Origin of the sequence: Vibrio sp. IB15 (assembly GCF_016406055.1) — a bacterium.
GTDB lineage: Bacteria > Pseudomonadota > Gammaproteobacteria > Enterobacterales > Vibrionaceae > Vibrio > Vibrio chagasii.
This window is the reverse complement of record NZ_JAEFCE010000027.1, coordinates 1-19,833: the sequence shown is the minus strand read 5'-3', so window position 1 is coordinate 19,833 and position 19,833 is coordinate 1. Positions and strand designations below refer to the sequence as shown.

The 19,833-nt window shown below is 43.5% G+C and carries 13 protein-coding genes and 2 pseudogenes; 8 read left to right on the top strand and 7 right to left on the bottom strand.

Going from position 1 to position 19,833, the window contains the following annotated elements; genetic code table 11:
- The first annotated feature begins 1 nt into the window (after nucleotide 1).
- Both JC606_RS11890 and JC606_RS11885 read left to right on the top strand, forming a co-directional pair.
- The gene (locus tag JC606_RS11890) at nucleotides 2-751 is read left to right on the top strand and encodes an ADP-ribosyltransferase (protein WP_004736878.1); all 750 of its coding nucleotides are present in this window, start codon (nucleotides 2-4) and stop codon (nucleotides 749-751) included.
- 15 nt (nucleotides 752-766) lie between these two features.
- Nucleotides 767-1,540 carry an ADP-ribosyltransferase gene (locus JC606_RS11885; protein WP_004736880.1) on the top strand — a complete coding sequence of 258 codons (774 nt, stop codon included), beginning with the start codon at nucleotides 767-769 and terminating at the stop codon, nucleotides 1,538-1,540.
- A gap of 86 nt (nucleotides 1,541-1,626) precedes the next feature.
- Here JC606_RS11885 and lhgO read toward each other — a convergent pair whose 3' ends face one another.
- The 4 genes from lhgO to JC606_RS11865 all read right to left on the bottom strand — a co-directional run bounded on the left by lhgO (nucleotide 1,627) and on the right by JC606_RS11865 (nucleotide 7,872).
- Nucleotides 1,627-2,844, bottom strand: coding sequence for an L-2-hydroxyglutarate oxidase (gene lhgO, locus JC606_RS11880; protein WP_198778645.1), 1,218 nt, complete (start codon nucleotides 2,842-2,844; stop codon nucleotides 1,627-1,629).
- 26 nt (nucleotides 2,845-2,870) lie between these two features.
- Entirely contained in the window at nucleotides 2,871-5,048 is a 2,178-nt protein-coding gene (locus JC606_RS11875) for a TRAP transporter permease (RefSeq protein WP_102424953.1), read from the bottom strand.
- 148 nt (nucleotides 5,049-5,196) lie between these two features.
- Nucleotides 5,197-6,210 carry a TAXI family TRAP transporter solute-binding subunit gene (locus JC606_RS11870; protein WP_004736883.1) on the bottom strand — a complete coding sequence of 338 codons (1,014 nt, stop codon included), beginning with the start codon at nucleotides 6,208-6,210 and terminating at the stop codon, nucleotides 5,197-5,199.
- Between the two features lie 321 nt (nucleotides 6,211-6,531).
- Nucleotides 6,532-7,872 carry a sigma-54-dependent transcriptional regulator gene (locus JC606_RS11865; RefSeq protein WP_137408463.1) on the bottom strand — a complete coding sequence of 447 codons (1,341 nt, stop codon included), beginning with the start codon at nucleotides 7,870-7,872 and terminating at the stop codon, nucleotides 6,532-6,534.
- Between the two features lie 206 nt (nucleotides 7,873-8,078).
- Between JC606_RS11865 and JC606_RS11860 the strand changes: the two genes are divergently transcribed.
- Nucleotides 8,079-10,151, top strand: a complete 2,073-nt coding sequence (locus JC606_RS11860; RefSeq protein ID WP_198778644.1) for an ATP-binding protein — start codon at nucleotides 8,079-8,081, stop codon at nucleotides 10,149-10,151.
- Nucleotides 10,152-10,357: 206 nt separating this feature from the next.
- On the opposite strand, the gene JC606_RS11855 is transcribed toward JC606_RS11860, so the two are convergent.
- Nucleotides 10,358-10,840 (bottom strand): hypothetical protein, encoded by a 483-nt coding sequence (locus JC606_RS11855; RefSeq protein WP_137408465.1) that lies wholly within the window; start codon nucleotides 10,838-10,840, stop codon nucleotides 10,358-10,360.
- Between the two features lie 516 nt (nucleotides 10,841-11,356).
- Between JC606_RS11855 and JC606_RS11850 the strand changes: the two genes are divergently transcribed.
- The 3 genes and pseudogenes from JC606_RS11850 to JC606_RS11840 all read left to right on the top strand — a co-directional run bounded on the left by JC606_RS11850 (nucleotide 11,357) and on the right by JC606_RS11840 (nucleotide 13,693).
- The gene (locus JC606_RS11850) at nucleotides 11,357-11,929 is read left to right on the top strand and encodes a porin family protein (RefSeq protein WP_198778643.1); all 573 of its coding nucleotides are present in this window, start codon (nucleotides 11,357-11,359) and stop codon (nucleotides 11,927-11,929) included.
- 179 nt (nucleotides 11,930-12,108) lie between these two features.
- Nucleotides 12,109-12,948: pseudogene (locus JC606_RS11845) on the top strand (helix-turn-helix domain-containing protein).
- A 112-nt stretch (nucleotides 12,949-13,060) separates the two neighbouring features.
- The gene (locus JC606_RS11840) at nucleotides 13,061-13,693 is read left to right on the top strand and encodes an esterase/lipase family protein (protein WP_137409124.1); all 633 of its coding nucleotides are present in this window, start codon (nucleotides 13,061-13,063) and stop codon (nucleotides 13,691-13,693) included.
- 101 nt (nucleotides 13,694-13,794) lie between these two features.
- Here JC606_RS11840 and JC606_RS11835 read toward each other — a convergent pair whose 3' ends face one another.
- Complete coding sequence (locus tag JC606_RS11835; RefSeq protein ID WP_198778642.1) at nucleotides 13,795-14,769, bottom strand: arginine deiminase-related protein; 975 nt, start codon at nucleotides 14,767-14,769, stop codon at nucleotides 13,795-13,797.
- Nucleotides 14,770-15,359: 590 nt separating this feature from the next.
- Here JC606_RS11835 and JC606_RS11830 point away from each other — a divergent pair.
- Nucleotides 15,360-17,192: an ABC transporter ATP-binding protein gene (locus tag JC606_RS11830; RefSeq protein ID WP_137409122.1), complete on the top strand. Its 1,833-nt coding sequence runs from the start codon at nucleotides 15,360-15,362 to the stop codon at nucleotides 17,190-17,192.
- Nucleotides 17,193-17,446: 254 nt separating this feature from the next.
- Here the strand turns inward: JC606_RS11830 and JC606_RS11825 are convergent, their stop codons facing one another.
- Nucleotides 17,447-18,679: a DUF711 family protein gene (locus tag JC606_RS11825; protein WP_137409121.1), complete on the bottom strand. Its 1,233-nt coding sequence runs from the start codon at nucleotides 18,677-18,679 to the stop codon at nucleotides 17,447-17,449.
- A 559-nt stretch (nucleotides 18,680-19,238) separates the two neighbouring features.
- Here JC606_RS11825 and JC606_RS11820 point away from each other — a divergent pair.
- A pseudogene (locus JC606_RS11820) lies at nucleotides 19,239-19,571 on the top strand (recombinase family protein); the annotation flags it as partial.
- Between the last annotated feature and the right edge of the window lie 262 nt (nucleotides 19,572-19,833).

The following is a 19,833-nucleotide window of genomic DNA, read 5'->3' as shown; positions in this document are numbered from 1 at the left end:
TATGAATACTCGTTTTTTATTACTGCTCTGTTGTCTGAGTTTTACGACCTTCTCTCAACCGTTTGATTCGCTCAAACAGCCAAACCGTTCAGAGGAAGAAGTGACCCAGCTAGCAGAAGACTTCAAAGACTGGTCAAAGGCTTCCAATGATTGGCGCTATTCCTTCATCACTGCTAATGAAAAGGAAGCAGTGGAAGACTTTTCCATTTCTGGCTATCAGACCGCTAATGACTACCTAAGAGCCACTGACACCTCAACATGGGGTGTCGCAGGGGCGGATGCGAGGCAGTACATTCGCACGGTTAAATCGGCACTCAACAAGCTGCCAAAATACAAAGGGACCGCCTATCGAGGCACTTGGGTAAAACAATCTCTGCTTAATAAGCTCGAAGAGGGGGACGTGTTGGTCGAGCCAGCATTTACCTCAACTTCGACTCTCCCAGAAGTCGCTAAGCGCTTTTCAGTAGTGCATCCCAACTCCCCGCAAAGGCTCAAGCGAGTACTGTTTGAAGTCAAGATCAATCAGGGGGGGCACACCATTGCTGGGCTTTCGGAATACAGCAAAGAAGCAGAGGTTCTATTTGCGCCAAATGCACACTTTCGAATCACCCAGATAGAGCGAACCTCTAACCACACCTACATTGGCGTGGAAACGGTAAAGGCATCTGCCGCCAAAAATACTCAGAAATATAACCTCTATTCAGGCGAAGAAGTAGAAGCGTCATTTTGGCACTCTCTCGTTTGTACATAAGCTAAGGGTCAAGCAATGAAAAAATTTATTTGGGGGCTTTGCCTCTCTTTATTGACAAGTTTTTCGGCACAGAGTGAGGAGTTTCCAGAGTTTAAAGGCCGTTCACTCTCCTATCAGGCGCAACAACAAATTGCGGATGACCTGATGGATTGGGCAACGACGCACCATGTAAAAGCTGAAAAAAAGATGATCAGTGAAGAGTACTCTGCCATTAAGAATTACGGCCGAGTTGACCATGATGTGGTGAATGAATACATGAGAGCGGGAGAGCCTGAAGGCTACTTATCCGAAATGTTTGGCCGTACATTGAAATCACGCGTATTCCACATGCGAAATGTCATGAATAAACTGCCTAACTACAAAGGTACGGTTTATCGTGGCTCATCCATCAAGAACTCACTGCTCGATAAACTCAACGTGGGTGATATTCTGCATGAGAAAGCGTTTTTATCGACATCAACTCTACCAAGTGTCGCCAAGCACTTTTCTTCAGCCGGTGTTTATGAAGGTGCTTCTGCTGCTCAATTCAAAATTGAACTCAAGTCAGCAGGTCGCGCCATTAACGCGTACACGTTCAAACCAGATGAAGCAGAAATACTCGCGAAGCCAAACACCTACTTTCGAGTAGAAGCGATTGAGCGAGTCTCACCGAAGAAGAACTACATCAAGATGCGTGAAATAAAGAACCCCTCACGGTACCTAAAAGCGGAACCTGATATCCACATTTATGACAGTTACAGCGGTGAAGAAGTCGCGGCTCGCAGCCGCAGTTCACTCTCTTGCCTGTAGTCTAGCGTGCCTGCTACTTTGTAAGCGGCTGATAAAAAAAAGACCATCATAATGATGGTCTTTTTTATTATTGAAGCTGGGGTAATTTAACTACTTGTTTTACGCATTATCTTGCCACAAATGTATTCGCCAATAGGCATCGCTGAGGTCGCCGCTGGCGATGGTGCATTGCACACATGCAAGCTTCTTGGGCTTTCCGCAAACAGGAAGTCATGAACCAAGGTACCATCCTTCAGTACCGCTTGAGCACGAATACCTGCCGGGTAGGGTTTGAAGTCAGACACAGTGATGCTTGGGCAGTACTTATTAACCAACTTTAGATACCCCGCCTTCCACCACGAGTTTTTGAACTCAACCAAACCGGTTTTTAGGTGCTTAGCCGTCACCTTCCAAAAGCCAGCAAAGCTCAGCATCTGCAAGGTATCCTTAACACTAAAATTCAACTTACCGTAGCCTTCCCGCTTCCACCCTTGAACCGCGTTAGGCCCTACCGTTACCGAGCCATCAATCATGCGTGTTAAATGCACACCGAGGAAAGGCAGTTCAGGGTCAGGGATCGGATAGATAAGTTGGTTCACCACTTGGTTATGTTTAGGATCAAGCTGATAGTATTCACCGCGATAAGGGAGGATTTGGAAGTCAGTTTCAATACCAAGCATCTTGGTCATTCTGTCCGCCATTAGGCCTGAGCAAGTGATCAAAAATCGACTGTTCAACTGCAAGGTTTGCCCATCCACTTTGCAGGTTAACTGAACCTCATCGTCTTGCTCATCAGCCAGGATAACTTCCGTGCCTAAACTCAACTCCCCACCCGCCTCAACAAACTGCTGAGCCATCACTTCAGTGACTTTTTTGTAGTTTACGATACTGGTGGTTTTGACGTAAATCGCCCCTAAACCAGTGATGTTCGGCTCGGCGAGTTTGAGCTGCGCTTGGTCCAATAAATCGACATCAATATCGTTATCATGACAGCGCTGATAGAGCGCGTTCATGCGCTCAACTTCTTGCTCATTGGTCGCAACCAATAACTTACCGCAGTTTTCGACGGGGATATCATGTTGACGACAAAACGCGATAGTACGCTCTGCGCCTCGCTTACAGAAATCCGCTTTCAAGCTACCCGGAGCGTAGTAAACGCCAGCGTGAATCACACCACTGTTGTGACCCGTTTGATGCTGCGCAAAGCCACGCTCCTTTTCGACTAAAAGGATACTTTTATCAGGGTGAGCTTGTTGCAGTTGCCATGCCGTCGACACGCCAACAATGCCACCACCAACGATAATATAGTCGTATATTGAGTTCATAATGTTCCTACATTCAGTCCTTTAAATTATAGGGAAGAAGCGACAGTATCAGGCTCGGTTTGAGGCAAAGACTTTTGCTCTTCATCCGACGGCTTTTTCACTTGATTGATATCGTACTTACGACCGCTGTAGATGAAGATAGCAACAAACAGTGCCACACCGACCAGGCGAATCACGATTGACACATCAGGCCAAACTAAAGCCACACCTAAGGCAATCAATACCGCGCGCAACACAAGATTGATTTCGCTCTCGAGGTAACCTTCAATCGCTGCAATAAATGCATAAGTACCAATAATAGCAAAGCCACCAGTCACTAAAACCGAGGTCACATCCCAACTTACCAAGTTGGTGTAAGCGATAAGCAGTGGCACCAAGTACAAGCCTTTAGCGATCTTCCATGCCATTAAGCCCGTTCTCATTGGTGGCGTTTTAGCAATTGTCGCTGCCGCAAAAGCGGTCAAACAAACTGGTGGCGTCACGTTGCTGTCTTGCGATAACCAGAAAATGATTAAGTGTGCAGACAATAGAGCAAGGCTAATCGCTTCCAAGCCTAAGCTTTGCTCAAGCAGCGTTTCCACAAAATCAGCGGGCACTAACGCAATCAGTTCTTTTGCAGTTTCCAGAGCCATAGGTGCGTTAAGCAGTTCCAGCTTTTCTGGTGCTGCCAACATGAAAATTGCTTTCGCCTGCTCTGGTAACTGACCCGAAACCAACAGGTCAAGCAGCTGGCTTTCAGCAATTAACTTGTACAAGGCTGGAGCAGACAGAGTACCCAACACGATATAAGCCGCGGTAACTGGCAGGCCCATACCGAGAATCAAAGATGCCAGCGCGATCAAGGCAATCATCACCAACAAGTCACCATTGGCCCAACTATTGATCATCAACGAGAAGGTGTTACCTATCCCGGTGGTGCTGATCACATTGACCACAAGGCCAATACCCACGAGTAATACGGCTGTGGTTGCCATGTTTTTTGCGCCTTGAGAAAGCGCTTCGATGATCGCCTTTGGTCCCATTTTATGGTTTTTGGAGAACCACGAAGCAACCACTACCGAGACGATTGAGATACCCGCAGCGTACGTCGGCGTAAAGCCTTGCACCAATAGAGTCACCAGCACCGCAAGAGGGATAAGATTATGCCAACCAGACAAGAGTACTTTTAATAGAGGCTCACAACCCGAAGAGACTTTTTGTACACCGCTACGCTTCGCTTCAATACGTACGAAAAACGCCACTGACAAAAAGTAAATAAGCGCTGGCAAGAAAGAGACCGCAATGATATCGACATAAGGGATCTGCGTGTAAGACGCCATGATAAAAGCACCTGCCCCCATCACTGGTGGCATCAACTGCCCACCTGTTGATGCAGCAGCTTCCACACCAGCAGCAAAGCGTGAAGGGAAACCCGCTTTTTGCATCAGAGGAATACTGATAACGCCTGTCGACACCGTATTAGCCACGCTAGAGCCAGACACTGAGCCCATCAAACCAGAGCCAATCACCGCAATAAAACCAGGCCCACCGATCACTTTGCCCGCCGCCGCGCGAGAGACATCAATAATGTAGTCACCGACACCCGAGCGCACTAAGAAAGCGCCAAATAGGATAAACATGAATACGAAGGTCCAGCTGATTCTAGAGATAGAACCAAACATACCTTCCGATGAATAAAAGCTTCGATAGAGCAGTGTCTCAAGGCTCAAACCAGGAAAGTGGAAGATGCCACTGGTCCATTGCCCCCACACCACTACGTAGCTCAAACACACCAGAATAAGTACAGGAATAAACCAGCCCATGGTACGACGAATCAGCTCGATGACGATAGCAATCGCCAAGATAGAGAAGAACCAATCACTGGCGATGAACTTCACGCCTCGCTCATAAAGTGCATCCTCTGCAAAGGGGATATAGATAAGGCAAGCCAATGCTGCCAATGCGATCCCGATATCGACAGCAAGTGCCACCTTGCTCTTTTTCAGCGAGATATGAGCGGGATACCAAAGCGCACAAATGATCGCGAAACCAGCAAAGTGAGTCGCAGAGATCCAAAGCTCCGGTAAGGTAGATAAGGTATTAAACCAAATGTGTAATAGGGAGAGAATCACTCCCATGGTTGTTATCGCTTTGCCTACCCAAGGAAAATCCGTTCGGGTCGGCAATTCAAATTTTTTCAGTTCCTGCTGCAGCGAATCGCTCATAGAAAACTCCTGCTCTCTACAACAAAATGCGCAGAGAAAATCCATAAAATATGCAGGCGCACGAACCCATTCACAACGTGAACGCGCACCTAGCGGTTAAGCCATTAAAGATTGGGGATCGACCAAAACAGTTAGTCGACGAAAGCCGTTAGTTAACGATCAACTCAGAAGGAAGCTCGATGCCCACTTCTTTGTAGTAACGTGCTGCGCCCGGGTGAAGTGGAACAGGCAGACCTGCAATCCCTTTCTCAAGCGCCATGGCTTTGGTTGCTTTGTGGATACCTTGTAGGAAAGGTAGGTTTTCATAGATAGCTTTGGTCAGTTGGTAGACATCTTCTTCTGAGATATCTTCACGAACCGCTAGGAAGTTAGGTTGAGCGATTGTAGTGATCGGTTTATCAACACCTGGGTAGGTATTGGCAGGGATCTCGTACTTGGTCCAGATGTTGTAATCGCCATTCGCTTGTTTGATCTGTTCATCGGTAAACGACAGGATTTGAATATCTTCACCTAGAGCTGCAAAAGCTTGGGTTACCGCGCCCACAGGTACACCTGCTGGGGTGTTCATGCCATCAATGGTGCCGTTTTGCAATGCGCTCGCGCTACCACCGTAACCCATAAAGGCAAGTTTAAATTGTTCTGGGTTCACTGATAGGCCCTTCATAATCTGACGACCTGAGTTTTCTGTACCTGAGTTTTTCTTACCGATAGAAAATTTCTTGCCATTCAGATTTTCTAAATCACTCATGGTGCCTGTTTCAGCTAGGTCCGAACGAACAATAAAGTGTTCAACATTTTGCCAAAGCATAGAGACAGAGCGCAGCTGAGTTTGGCTACCCGATTTTTCGTATGGCCCTAGTCCCTGCCAAGCCCACGCGCCGTACAAGCCTTGCAAGATAGCAAACTGGGCTTCATTTTCATTCAGTAGTTTTACGTTCTCGCCCGACCCTGCAGAACTGATAGCCGCCAAAGAAAAGTGCTGCTTCGGCGCAAGCTTAACTTTACTCAATGTCGCCAACGCTACGCCTACAGGGTAGTAAGTGCCGCCTGTTGAAGCTGTCGCTAGAATATAGCTGCGCTCTTCTTGAGCAGAGGCGTTGCTGATAAGGCCAATAGATGCCATTGCGATTGCTAAAGTTTTAACTAGCTTGTTGTATTTCATTGTTACTCTCCATGTAGAGTTATTCACGTTATAGTTTTGTTAACAACAACAGCCAGATAGCAAGCACAATGCCAAATTTTAAGTTATTGATTTAAATAAATTTAAATAAAAAGATCAATAACGGTAGGCGGATTATTGCTTATTACATACTGATGGCATGAGCAATTTTTTGCTTACTAAAAAAGGGCATTAACATCTATATAAAGTTAGCTACATCACACTTTACGTGAGAAATGTGACCAACAGTTATAAAATCGCAAATACAGAGTGAGCCATTTATTGCTCATTAACTTTCAATAAACACTACAGTCTTGTTGCTCACTAAGATTCGACATAGTCGCTTCGATTCAGCGCATAGCGCACCATTTTTTGGTTCAATGTTCGGCGAGGTAGATCTAAGTCTTGCATCACATCATTAATGCGCCCTTGATAACGCACTAACGCATCGTGAATCACCTTACGTTCGAAACTCTGTACCTGCACCGCCAACGGAATTCCCGCTGTGGCAGATTCCGTTACCGAATTGGGGCGACACGCCAATATATCCCCAACCGTTAGGCTTTCATCCAACGCAAAACGAATCGCAACATTGCGAAGTTCACGTACATTCCCCGGCCACGCATACGACAATAAGGCATGGCGATCCGCTTCACTGGCTACTCGAGTTTCGCTGTTCGCTTCTTGAGTAAAGTGTTCAAAAAGAATCAAAGCGTCATCCTCACGCTCACTAAGCGGAGGCAAGTGCAACTGGGCAACGTTCAGACGATAGAATAAGTCTTGGCGAAAGTCAGGATGATTCAATAAGTCACATTTCGAGGCAGATACTACCCTCAAATCAACGTGTTGCTGCTGGTTACCCCCCACACGCTCAACGACATTGTCTTGTAAAGTTCTTAGCACTTTGACCTGCATAGACAAAGGCATGCTCTCGATCTCATCAAGGAAGACCGTGCCTTTATCAGCAAACTCAAGCTTACCGATGCGTCGCTTAGCTGCACCAGTAAAGGCTCCGGCCTCATGCCCAAACAGTTCGCTCTCAAACAAATTTTCAGGAATGGCACCACAGTTAAGCGGTACAAAAGGGTGTCTTTTTCTCTCGCTAAACTCATGCAAGCAAGAAGCGACCAACTCTTTACCACAGCCAGTTTCACCGTAGATGATCACATTAGTGTCTATGGAAGCCACCTTCTGTATCTGTTCGCGCAGTTCACACATCACCTTACTGCGACCAATCAGGACCTGCTCAATACCCTTTAGGTTATTTAAGTAGCTTTGACGGTTAACTCTGTCTTGGCTGCTTTGATATTTCTCGACCGCTTCAGAGACAGTTTGGGAGAGACGCTCAGGATCAAATGGCTTTTCGATGAAATCATAGGCGCCTTGATGTAACGCCTTTACCGCCATATCAACATCGCCATGCCCGGTAATCAAAATAACTGGAACTTCTGGCACCAAACTCTTAAATTTCCCAAGTAATTCCACCCCATCAATATCGGGCAAACGCACGTCACTAATGATGGTGTGAAAATCGCCTTGCTTTACTGCGCTTAACGCATCTTGCCCAACCTCAAACGCAGTGACGTCGAAGCCGGCCAACTGTAACCACTGGCTGGTTGCTTGACGCACAATCGCATCATCTTCAATCAAAGCTATACGTTGCATGGTTTGTTCCTAACACTTGAACCAAATATGCCGCCCACGGTATTCAAAAACCGAGCAGACGAAAAGGAGCTAGCTCCCACTTTGAGTAACACCTCTTTAACTGTTTTATGATGTTTGTTAGCTTCAACTTGTTTCACTCTCCACCTGCTCAAAAAGCAAACATAACACAGCCTTAAACCACTAATTTAAAAGGGATTTAATCAAGAATGATGAATAACAATCGATATTGGTTATTTCTATTTGCCTGTTTAATTATTGGCTTAGTGCAGGTCACAACCAAAAACGGAATCAGCCAGTGGAAACTTGAACAAGCGCAACGTTATGCTGAGCAGCGCTTCCTTGGCTACATCGCTGAAGCAAGGCGAACACTAAAACGTTTCTATTATCTGCCCTACCTAGTCACCAACGACGAAACCACGGTTCGCTTTATCGATGGTGAAGACCGCCTTGAAAAACGCATCAAAAAACAGCTCATTCAATTAGACAAAGCGGCGAATACCAAAGGCTGGTATTTACTCTCCGATACGGGCGATTTACTGGTTTCTAGTGTTGAGAGGAGCAAGCTGAGTAAAAAGAACGCCAACACGATTGTGTCTAAGATCCACCAGCAAGGTGGGGCAATTTCGGTGGTGACCAAAAACAAAGGCGTTACCCCAGACTACTTTATTGCCGCGCCCGTTTATCGAGCTTCTGATGTAGTAGGCATTGTTGCGGTGCAGATTGATTTGTCGCTGCTGACCGATCAATGGTTCGCCGATGGCGAAGCGGTACTGTTCCAAAACCCTCGAGAACAATTTTTTCTCTCAAGTGACCACAAACTCAGTGCAGATTGGTTTAACGACACCTTCAGTTCTCAGCCTACTGCCACCAAACGCGAGTTGTACGATCAAACCCACATTCGCGTGTGGCGACTGCAAGGTAAAGACTATCTGATTCAGTCGATCAAGTTAGACGACCTCAACTGGCGTTTAACCTACCTCACCCCATTAACTAGCCTCAACCAAACTACGAATTGGATAAGTTGGAGCGTGGCGGTGGGCTGCCTTTTCATCATGCTATTGCTGGTTATTCGCTACCAAAGACGCCAGAAAAAACTCAGCAACCTACGAATCCAAAAGCTGATTGAAGAGTCTGAAAAACGGTTGTCTGGAATGATCAACAAGACACACGTTGGACTTGTGCTGATCGATAAACACGGTCACATCCACGACATTAACTTGATGGCGAAAAACTACTTCTGCCTATCCGACTCCATGATCAGCAATATCAAAGCATGGCAACTTTTTGAGGCCGGGAACCCGAACTCGACCACTTTGCAGTTGCTGAAGAACTTAGATCAATACCAAGAACTGGCCGAGATCACCAGTGTTGAAACTATGGCAAGACGCAGTGACGGCAGCAACTTCCCGGTGTTGTTCTCCATTAGCCCCTTTCCTTGGCATGCTACTACCTATTACCTGTGTACTGTTATTGATATCAGTAAACGTAAGAAAGCGGAAATCGCGGTACAGAAAGCCAATAAAACACTTCAATTGAGAGTAGAAGAGCGAACGCAAGACCTAAAAGACGCACAGCAAGAGTTGGTAGAATCAAGCAAACTTGCCGCATTGGGGCGTATGTCGAGCGCGATTACTCATGAACTCAATCAACCGCTTACTGGCCTAAAAACCTTGCTTTCAAGTAATCAATTACTGATGGAGAGAGGCGAGACTAAGATGTTGAAAGCTAACATGGACCTGGTGATGAGCCTGATCGACAGGATGGCCAACATGACGAGTCAGCTGAAGTCCTTCGCCTTTCAAAGATTGGAAAAGCCTTATCCGGTTTCACTAACAGACGCACTTCAAGAAACCCTGCGCATACACCAAGCCGCGTTAGAACGTGTCGATATTCGAGTACGTGTCGCCTCTAATATTTCAATGGTGATGGGAGAAGAAGCACGACTTAGACAAGTACTCGGTAATCTCTTAAGCAATGCTATCGATGCCACGCAAAATCAGTCAACAGCGACCATTGTTATCAGTGCTCATACCGAACAAGAGCGTGTGATCATCAAGGTGCAAGATAACGGTTGTGGCGTATCCGAAGACCAACTAGAAACCATTTTCGAACCCTTCCACACCAACAAAAAAATGGGCGAAGGGCTCGGACTCGGGCTCGCCATCACCGCCAACAATGTACGCGATATGCAAGGCTATTTGATTGCCAAGAACAACCCAGAACAAGGAATAACGTTCACGCTAACGCTAAAAAATATCGACGATAAACATGAGCAATAACAACATTTACAGGCATGCGCCATCGGAAATCAATATAAAAAATGTATAGTTATAAATTTAAAAAAATTATAAAAACCAATAACCTATTACTATATTTCTCAAGAATATAAAATGTTGACCACTAAGATAAAAATAAATTTACAAATAAAATCATCGTAATTGAAAAATATTTCATTGTAATTACGAAATTAAATACCATAAGATTTCTAAAAGCGGTAATCTAGCGTCATGTATAACTCATCCTTTATCCATTCATCCTCTTGTGTGCTTCCACTTAGCACTCGATATCCTAATTCTGTAGACCAAGATTCGCTGAAAAAGTAATTAACACCAGCCTGCCCCCCGAATAAATAAAAACTATTATTATCAGGAGTGTCAATGTCTTGATGTTTATAACCAGCACTTATACCAATAAATGTATTAAACTTACCACTTGAACCTAAACCATACATATAGTCATACGAGCCAAGGTATTTAGTCAACTTACTCTCACTTGAGTAGGTAACTGTTCCAAGAAATCGGTGAGTATCATTATTAATGATGCCGGATCTAAGCATGTAAGTCTCTTTACTTGAACCACCTAGTATATGGTTATTGTCAGCACTCAACCCAGCACCTACAACATAATCAGAGCTCTTAGCATGTGTTAAGAATGGCAAAATTAACAAAGCAAAAAATTTCTTTCTCATAAATATAAAACACTGTTCAATTAAATTACCGCAATGTTAGTACCTGAAATTTTTAAATCAAATAAAACTTGTTACAATTTGTGTAATCGTTATGGTTTATATTACCAATTGATAGTAGTTTAAAATAAACTCAATATAATAACAGCGAGAAAAATCCCCATGAGAGTGTTACTCATTTCGTCATTAATTTTTATGAGTGGATGCACTGCAATTCCCAAGTCGAGCTCAATGGCATGTATTCCAATTTTTACTACCGTTTATTGTGCAAACTCTTGAACAATATTTTTTGTAACGAAAGGACAATATCTCCAATACAAACATATCAAATTAAAATTAGAGCACTATTCACGCTAACAAAAATATATCCCCTTATTTATAAGCTTTTACTATGTAACGATTTAGCTTACAAAGCCATACAGTAATACGTATAAGACTGCGGAATAATGCTCACCAACGGTCAAAGGCCGATAACAAAAATACTTGATACTGCATGACATAAAAGAGTGAGTAAGAACAATGAACAAATTCGCGAAATCAGCATTGGCACTGGGCTTAATCAGCGCGGTTTCTTTTCCTGCCCTAGCAGCAGGAACTGACGGCGGTGCGTACATCGGTGGCGGCCTTGGTGTGTATCAAGATTCTGATACAGACGGTCAAGGTAACCTAGATTCAGATGGTATGGGTTACAACCTATATGGTGGCTACCAGTTCAACCGTATCGTTGGTGTTGAACTTGGCTACAATGATTACGCAAACTACAAACAGGGCACAGCAAAAGTATCTCCAACGTCTGTTTCCGTATCTGCAAACCTAGGTTACACGTTCGACAACACGATTCGCCTATTCGTGTTGGCTGGTCTTAGCTCTGTTGACCTACACGCAAACAAGAGCGCTGGTTACAATGATGACAGCGGTACAGGCTTCCACTTTGGCCTTGGTGTTGAATACACGCCAATCGAAAACCTAACACTACGCCTAATCTCACAAGCTGATGCCGTGAGCGTAGAAAACTACTACGGTCCATTCAAAACCGAAGATAAGACACTGGCATTCAGCAGTGTTAGCCTAGGTGGTTCTTACAACTTCTAATGTAGCGAACCTACTTAGAACACCCTAACGTAAATAATTCACTTTGCAATCAAAACGGCAAAGTGAATTTTATCATTCCACAGCGCGTAAATATTGCCATTTATGATTCATAGGCACTGGTTAGAAGATATTTAAAAACTTATCACCATACATAAACCTAATTAGAGGTTGAAATTAGAATGAGCTATTGGTTACAGTCTCCTAAACCCTCAGCTGTTGCTCAATACATTGATTGTTATTGGCTAATCGAGAAAACGCCCGACGCTCAAACTCATCAATTTCCGATACTCCCCCCTTCCCCTTCAGCACATTTGATTCTGTCACCCAGCGACCAAGCGTATCACTACACAATAAATCAACAAGTCCAACAAGGAGTTGGCAGCCACCTATTATTGCCCCATCATAAGGCGATAGAACTGGATCACTCGAAGCCGTTTATTCACTTGGGCATCAAGTTCCACGTCGGCGCTTTATACTCGCTCACAATCCCTGATTACCCCCATCAAAGCTTAGATCGCGCTAACACCATCGACCTTGCAGTTCTACTCAACAATTCTGATGCCGATGTAACATCACTGATTAAGCTTGCTCAAAGCGACTTTGAAGCTTGTTGCCAGCAGTTGGATGACTTACTGCTACCTTGATTATCCGCCGCTAGAACCGATAGACATAGCGAGCTCACTCGTAAAGTACTGAGTGTGATAGGTTCGACGCCCATAGCTGAACTTGGTGACACGCTATTTTGTTCTCAAAGAACACTCGAACGAAGCTTTAACAAAGTGACAGGCCTAACGTTAAAGCAATGCCAATCCATGAACAAACTCGAAGCAATGCTCGAATATCTTTATAAGAAAGAGTTGAATGACATAGATTGGCTAGACGTCGCTTTTCAATTTGGATTTAGCGACCAACCACACCTGATTCGTTACTTAAAAAAGACCATTGGCTTCACACCAAATACCTATGTCAAAGAAGGTGGATTAACCATAGATGTATATGGCGGTGTCAGGTCAGAGTAACGGGCTGCCCACACACTAGATCTCTGTCTATCGTGTCCCATTCGTAGCAAGTTTTGTTGAGTTTAGGATTGCGACTCCATATACTGAAAACACCATCAGACGGAGGGCAATAATGAATAATAAAAACAAACACATAGTTTTAATTCATGGTCTGTATATGCCTGCGTTGATCATGCAATATCTAGATAGAAATTTTAAGAAACGTGGCTTTACTACCCATAAGTTTGCCTACAACTCACTGCGATTCCCATCCGCAGCAAAACGCCTAAATCGCTTCGTAAAGTCACGCTTTGATGAGCACGATAAGGTCTATTTCTTTGGTCACTCACTCGGTGGCTTACTGATTCGTCATTACTTCAAATTCTACCAACCACACTTCACTGACACCTGCATCATTACAGCGGGCACACCACACAATGGTGCGACTATCGCGAAAACCCTGTCGAATCATGGATTAGGTTTTATATTCGGTTCGAGCAAGATGATCTTAAGTGATGGCTTAGGCGACTACGATATTGATGTGCCGATTGGCGTGATTACTGGCACCTACGACGCAGGTGTAGGACGCATTGTGTTGGGCAGAAACCTAGGAGATGGCACAGTGACGCTTGAAGACGCTAACCTGCGAGGCGCAACAGACACCTGCGCACTCAAGCTCAATCACACCGCGCTGGTGTACTCTAAGGAAGTAGTCACGCTCTCTACTCAATTTATCGAACACAGAGCTTTCAAGAGGGCTCCCTAGCCCTTCTCCCGCGCCTGTTTCACGAAGTTCGTTAAATACAAAAATACCACTCTATTACAAGAGTGGTATGCAAAGGCTTAGAGCTCAATATGAATCGTTCGCTACAGACGCTTCACTCGTGTTGGTAGGAACACTTCACCAAGCATACAACGTACTGAACCGCCACCAATGTCTTCAATGGTTTTTACGTCGAATGGTAGCAACTTTCCATGAGTCGATAGCTGGGCAAGTTGAGCTGGAGAGAACGCATCGTAAGCCGATTGAGACATCGCGATCACTTTGTCGCCATTCACAGTTTCAAGCTGCAGAATATTGCCACAGAAACGGTTCATCTGATCGATTGAGATCGAGATAACCTGCTTGTCCTTCGCGAGTGACTTGACTACAAAACGGCGCTCAAACTCTGGAATCACTTCATCACAGATTATACAGAAGTTATCACCAATCGCCATCATTACATTGGTATGATAGATCGGCTGGCCAGATGGCAATGCCGTTTGGAACGAGACCACGCGTGAATAACCAATACGCTTAGCGTAATCCTCTAACACTTCACGGTCACAACGTTGAGAAAGCGCGGCATAGATGGTCTTGTTGATGTGATCAATCACCATCACACCCGTACTCTCAAGATAAGAACCTTGCGCGATATAAGACTCTAGCGAATCAGTGTGGTTAACAACGCGACCTGACGCCTCTAATGCTTCAATAAGCGCATTTGGTTTCACTTCATTCTGACGGTTTTCACAGGCCATTGGGAAGGTGAATAAGCTGCCATCGCTACAGGTGCTGAACCAATTGTTTGGGAACACCGCATCTGGCGTTTCCACACCAAGCTCTGGATAATCAAACTCTACAACTTGCACACCCTCTTTACGTAATGAAGCCACCATCGTCTTGAATTCAGACATAGTTTCTAACTTCACCTCAGCTTCAGTGAGGTTAACTCTGTTTTGAAACTCGTTATCACGTGCAGTTTCTTCGTTAAATCGAAACTCTTTTGGCGGCACCATAACAACACAATTGGCGTTTTGAACATTGGTAATGTGAAGTGATTTTTTGTGTAGGTTTAACATTTCAACCGTCTCTATCTTTTATTTACCTAAGAATTGTAAACAAGTTGTTACGGCAAGATTCACTGAAAAGAATAATGATTTGAATATTTATCCAAAACATTTACTGCCAAACCCAGTTTAAACCATAATTTTTACTGCAAGATAACGGCACACCAGAAAGAACCAACAGTTTGCATATCAATTAGAGAATTTGCTGAATAAATATCCGAGCGCTCTTTTCTGTGTTACCGCGAGTTTAGGTTACAATTTAATCCATTTAGCGTTAGGATTATCACCGTTGCATAACAATCAATTACGTTTGAAATAAGCTTAACTCTCCCTATCTGATCCAATCTAAAATAAGCGTCATACACAATACGTTTTGGACCTTTCGCGATAACTAAAACACGGTGTTAAACCAAGCTCTAGAGCCAAGCATTTAAGCCAGAGTGAAAACCAAACTCCATCGAATGATTTAATGCTTATAAGAGCGTATGGGCGCTCATAAAATTTCAAACTAAGACTGTGAAAATTTTAAATTGAGACTATCAAAACAAAGCTGCACGACGATGCCGCTGCATATAGAGACACGAGTTTATAAAGGGAAATCTATGTACAAAAAGTTTGAAGGCTTTACTGAAGCCTTTCCAAAGGGAGAGCCGATACAACCTCCTGCTGGAATACTGGCATTTTGCCGCCACTACACGCGAGGCTTTGAAAAGCCACTCATCTTGCTCGGTATCATGAGCATGACGATTGCGATCATCGAAGTGGCGTTATTTGGTTACATGGGACAATTGGTTGACTGGCTATCAACAAGTAACCCGGAAACCTTCTTAGCTGACAACAAGTCCACTCTTGTGGGCCTTGGGGTGCTGCTGTTGGTCGTAATGCCAATCTTAATCAGTGTCTACTCACTGTTGCTTCATCAAACCTTACTTGGCAACTATCCGATGTCGATTCGCTGGTTGGCGCACCGCTACCTTTTAAAGCAAAGCTTATCCTTCTACCAAGATGACTTTGCCGGACGTGTCGCCACCAAAGTAATGCAAACATCGCTCGCGGTGCGTGAAACCGTGACCAAAATGGTTGATGTGTTTGTCTACGTAACGGTTTACTTCACCGCGATGCTGTTCATGCTGGCCGAGTCGGATTGGCGCTTGATGGCTCCAATGTTGATCTGGTTGTTCGTCTACATCGGTATTCAGCTTTACTTCGTCCCGAAACTTAAAGATGTGTCATCGGAACAGGCGGATGCTCGTTCACTCATGACAGGTCGAATTGTTGATAGCTATACCAACATCGCGACAGTAAAACTGTTTTCACACAGCAAACGTGAAACGGAATACGCTGAAGAAGGCATGGAAGGTTTCCTAGATACCGTGTATCGCCAAATGCGCCTTGTTACTGGCTTCAACATCTGTGTTGAATTCGCTAACTACTTACTGGTATTCAGTATCGCAGGTATCTCTATCTACCTATGGCTCGATAGCGCAATCACTGTGGGTGCCATTGCGATTGCGGTGAGTTTGGCTCTACGTATTAACGGCATGTCGAAATGGATCATGTGGGAGATCGGTGGCCTGTTTGAAAACCTAGGTACCGTGATTGATGGCATTAAGACCATGTCGAAGCCTATCGCTATCGAAGACAAGAAAGACGCGCAGCCACTTAAGGTTCCACAAGGCGGCATCAACTTTGAAAACGTGAGCTTCAACTACGGTGAAAACAAAGGCGTTATCAATAAGCTAAACCTGAACATCAAACCAGGTGAAAAGGTAGGTCTAGTTGGACGTTCTGGCGCAGGTAAATCGACGTTGGTTAACTTGTTACTGCGTTTTCATGATGTCGAAAGCGGTCGTATCCTGATTGATGATCAAGAGATCTCAAGCGTTACTCAAGACTCACTGCGCAGCAATATTGGTATGGTGACACAAGACACTTCACTGCTTCACCGTTCGATCAAAGACAACATTCTTTACGGTCGTCCGGAAGCGACGGATGAAGAGGTGTATGCCGCAACCAAGCAAGCGCACGCGAATGAGTTTATTGAAACCCTAACCGACCCGTTTGGTAACATTGGTTACGATGCTCAAGTGGGCGAGCGTGGTGTTAAGCTTTCTGGTGGTCAACGCCAACGTGTAGCAATTTCACGTGTACTTCTGAAAAATGCACCACTGTTGGTTCTTGATGAAGCGACTTCAGCTCTAGATTCAGAGGTAGAGGCTGCTATCCAAGAGAGCTTAATTGAGTTAATGGAAGGTAAGACGGTTATCGCAATTGCGCACCGCCTATCCACCATCGCAGCAATGGATCGCCTGATCGTTTTAGATGAAGGTAATATCGTTGAAGAAGGCACGCACCAAGATCTGATTAACCAAAATGGTATCTATGCGCAGTTGTGGAATCACCAGACTGGTGGCTTTATCGGTTCCGAGAATTAGGCTTTAAAACATTAATTAGAATAGAACATTAAATGGCGACAATATAACGAAGAATATAAGTACATCGCTTCTAAAAAAACCAGAGCTCATGCTCTGGTTTTCACGATTAGCGTTCAGCTAGCTTGTTTTTGCATTAGGGTATGTATCTTAAAAATCTTACTCAATAATCTTTTATTTTTTGTTTATGTAGAGAAAGAGATAAGCCCCACTGTAACATATCAGGCATTTTATGAGTGAGTAATTTTACTTACGCTTTAATCCACACTGAGTACGGCAGAGTTACACAAATCGTCGCTTTCAAACTGAGTAACATCACCTGCTACTAAATTTGGAATAGGAAACAAACGCACAGTTAATGGTTTATTCAACCTATAGGCCATTGTCCCTGTATCGCGCATTAACGCTGAAATTTTATCTATTGATGTGTTACCTGGAATCGGTACTGTGTCTAAACCGATACCACAGACGGCACTATTAGTAAGTAAGGTCAGAATATCAAAATCACTAGTCATGGTTCTCTCAGCAAGCCCTGTATCCTCTGTCAATGCGAGCATTAAGCCTGAAAATCCAACTAGATTAACGTGAGTCATTGACTTAAATACGCGAGTTAACAATGAAGAGACCTCAACTGTACCAGCGGCCCCAAAGTTTTTAACGCCTAATTCTTTATATACTTCCACCATACTTGCGCAACTTTTAGACGGTGCAGCAGAACTATCAAAACCTGCAAAATTGAAGCTATCTGTTGTCGTTGAATCTAAAATAAGTTGGTTAATTTCCTCGATATGATAATGCAAAGCAGTTTTCATTGTGTCAAAATATATTTTGAATGCTTCGTTATGGTTTTTAATATTATAATTTTCATTTATATCTTTTAATACTTGCACTAAAAGATCTGGTGTTTCCAAACCAATCACAAAGCTATCCTCAAGCTCTGAACGGTGGTAGCTTGCAGGAAAATATGGGATAAATGGTTTACAGTTAAAATTAACTGTAAAATTAAAGTTACCTTCACCATGGCTAGTTAATACACTAATTCTTTTTACGGTTGTTGCTGCTAAGTCAATCATCTCATTATCAAGAATACCAAACTCATCAGGTGATACATTAACGCAAGCATTACACAAATCTCCGAAGTCACGTATTAATTCAGGAAGAAGGCTAAGCTCATGTTTAGTTTTAACTTCACCGATAGCAAATCTAATACGTAATCCGCTTTTATTATGGCTATTAATCAATTTACTTAGTAGAGTTAAATCAGCTTTAGCACTTTCTATATTTAAAGTATTTAAGTATTCACCAAACGGATTGGTGACAATACGAATAGATTGAACTATATAGCCCTGACTAATAAATTTTTCAGATAAATTATTAAAAAAATCAGCAGCTTTTTGTATTTGACTTCTCCAAGTTTTTTTATCATTTGTTAATGACAAAAAAGTAGTAATAGTTCTTATTTTACACAGTTCTTTGTTTTTGAATTCCATACACAACAACCTTAATTGACTAGCGGTTTCATTTATTTTTTCATTAATCAAAGCTAATAGTAGTCATTCAGCGGCTGTTAAGTAAGATACAATTTCTGATCATTTTTAGTGTACAGAATGGCTTTGCTGCGTAATTCGCACGTAAAACTGAACGCCCTAAACTGAGGAGTCATTAGACAGCGGACTGAGTTTTTAGCATGACTTACTCGATGCCTTAAACACAGTATAAGTATCGCCAACCTAGCGTAGTGATTTTTTAGTCTTAGCTCCGATCTAATAGCTGTTTTACTCAGCAAATATCTGTCTCTGATAAAGAACGTTTATGATTTGGACAAAGAATAGAAAGTGGCTGTATTGGGGGCTTGTTGTAGACATCTCAATTAACTGTTATTCATCACTGAACGAAGTTTTACGGCAAAGTCGCTTGGTGATCACATAGGAGCACTTGGATTTGAGACTCACTTTTGAACACAAATTTGCTCGTGGCTTTGCTAAATTGGTTATTTATGAATAAAGGTATGTAAAGTCGTTTAACTTAGTGTCCAGTATTGGTCGTGCTGTTCATATTGCACTGGCCCCAGAAATTTCTAATGAGTTCACGCACTCAATGATCAAAGCCATCAATAACATGATGATGGACATGTTGGCTGCAATTTCTCGAAAGGATTATGGAGACAGACGCCGACGCCAAAAACAAGGGATCGAGAAGGCTAAGTAAGAAAGAGGGAAGTATCAAGGAAGAAAGCCAGATTTAGAGCTGCATGAAAAAATCTACAAGCTTAGAGTGGGTAACCAGATGAGCATTAATGAGACAGCCAAAATGATAGGCGTCTCAGCGAGAACAGTTGTACGTGTCGTTAAGAAGATGAATGCTCAGCGTGAAGGTGAGTAGGTATGCATTGCTTGTCACTAAACAGTATGTATTGTAATTCGTCAGCGGTGGTATCTATCAAATTTTGCATGCAAAATTTGGAGGGGAGGGTTAGTAAAATTAGTTACAAATTCCCTTAGTTGCCATTATGTTTTCTTAACTGTGCGGATGTGGTGTTGTCGATCACTTGCTGCTGATAGGACCCTGTAAATAATTCTGTGTAACTGCTCTTGGTTACAAGTATTCAGTTAATCGATCTTCGAACATAATCATAAAACGGTTT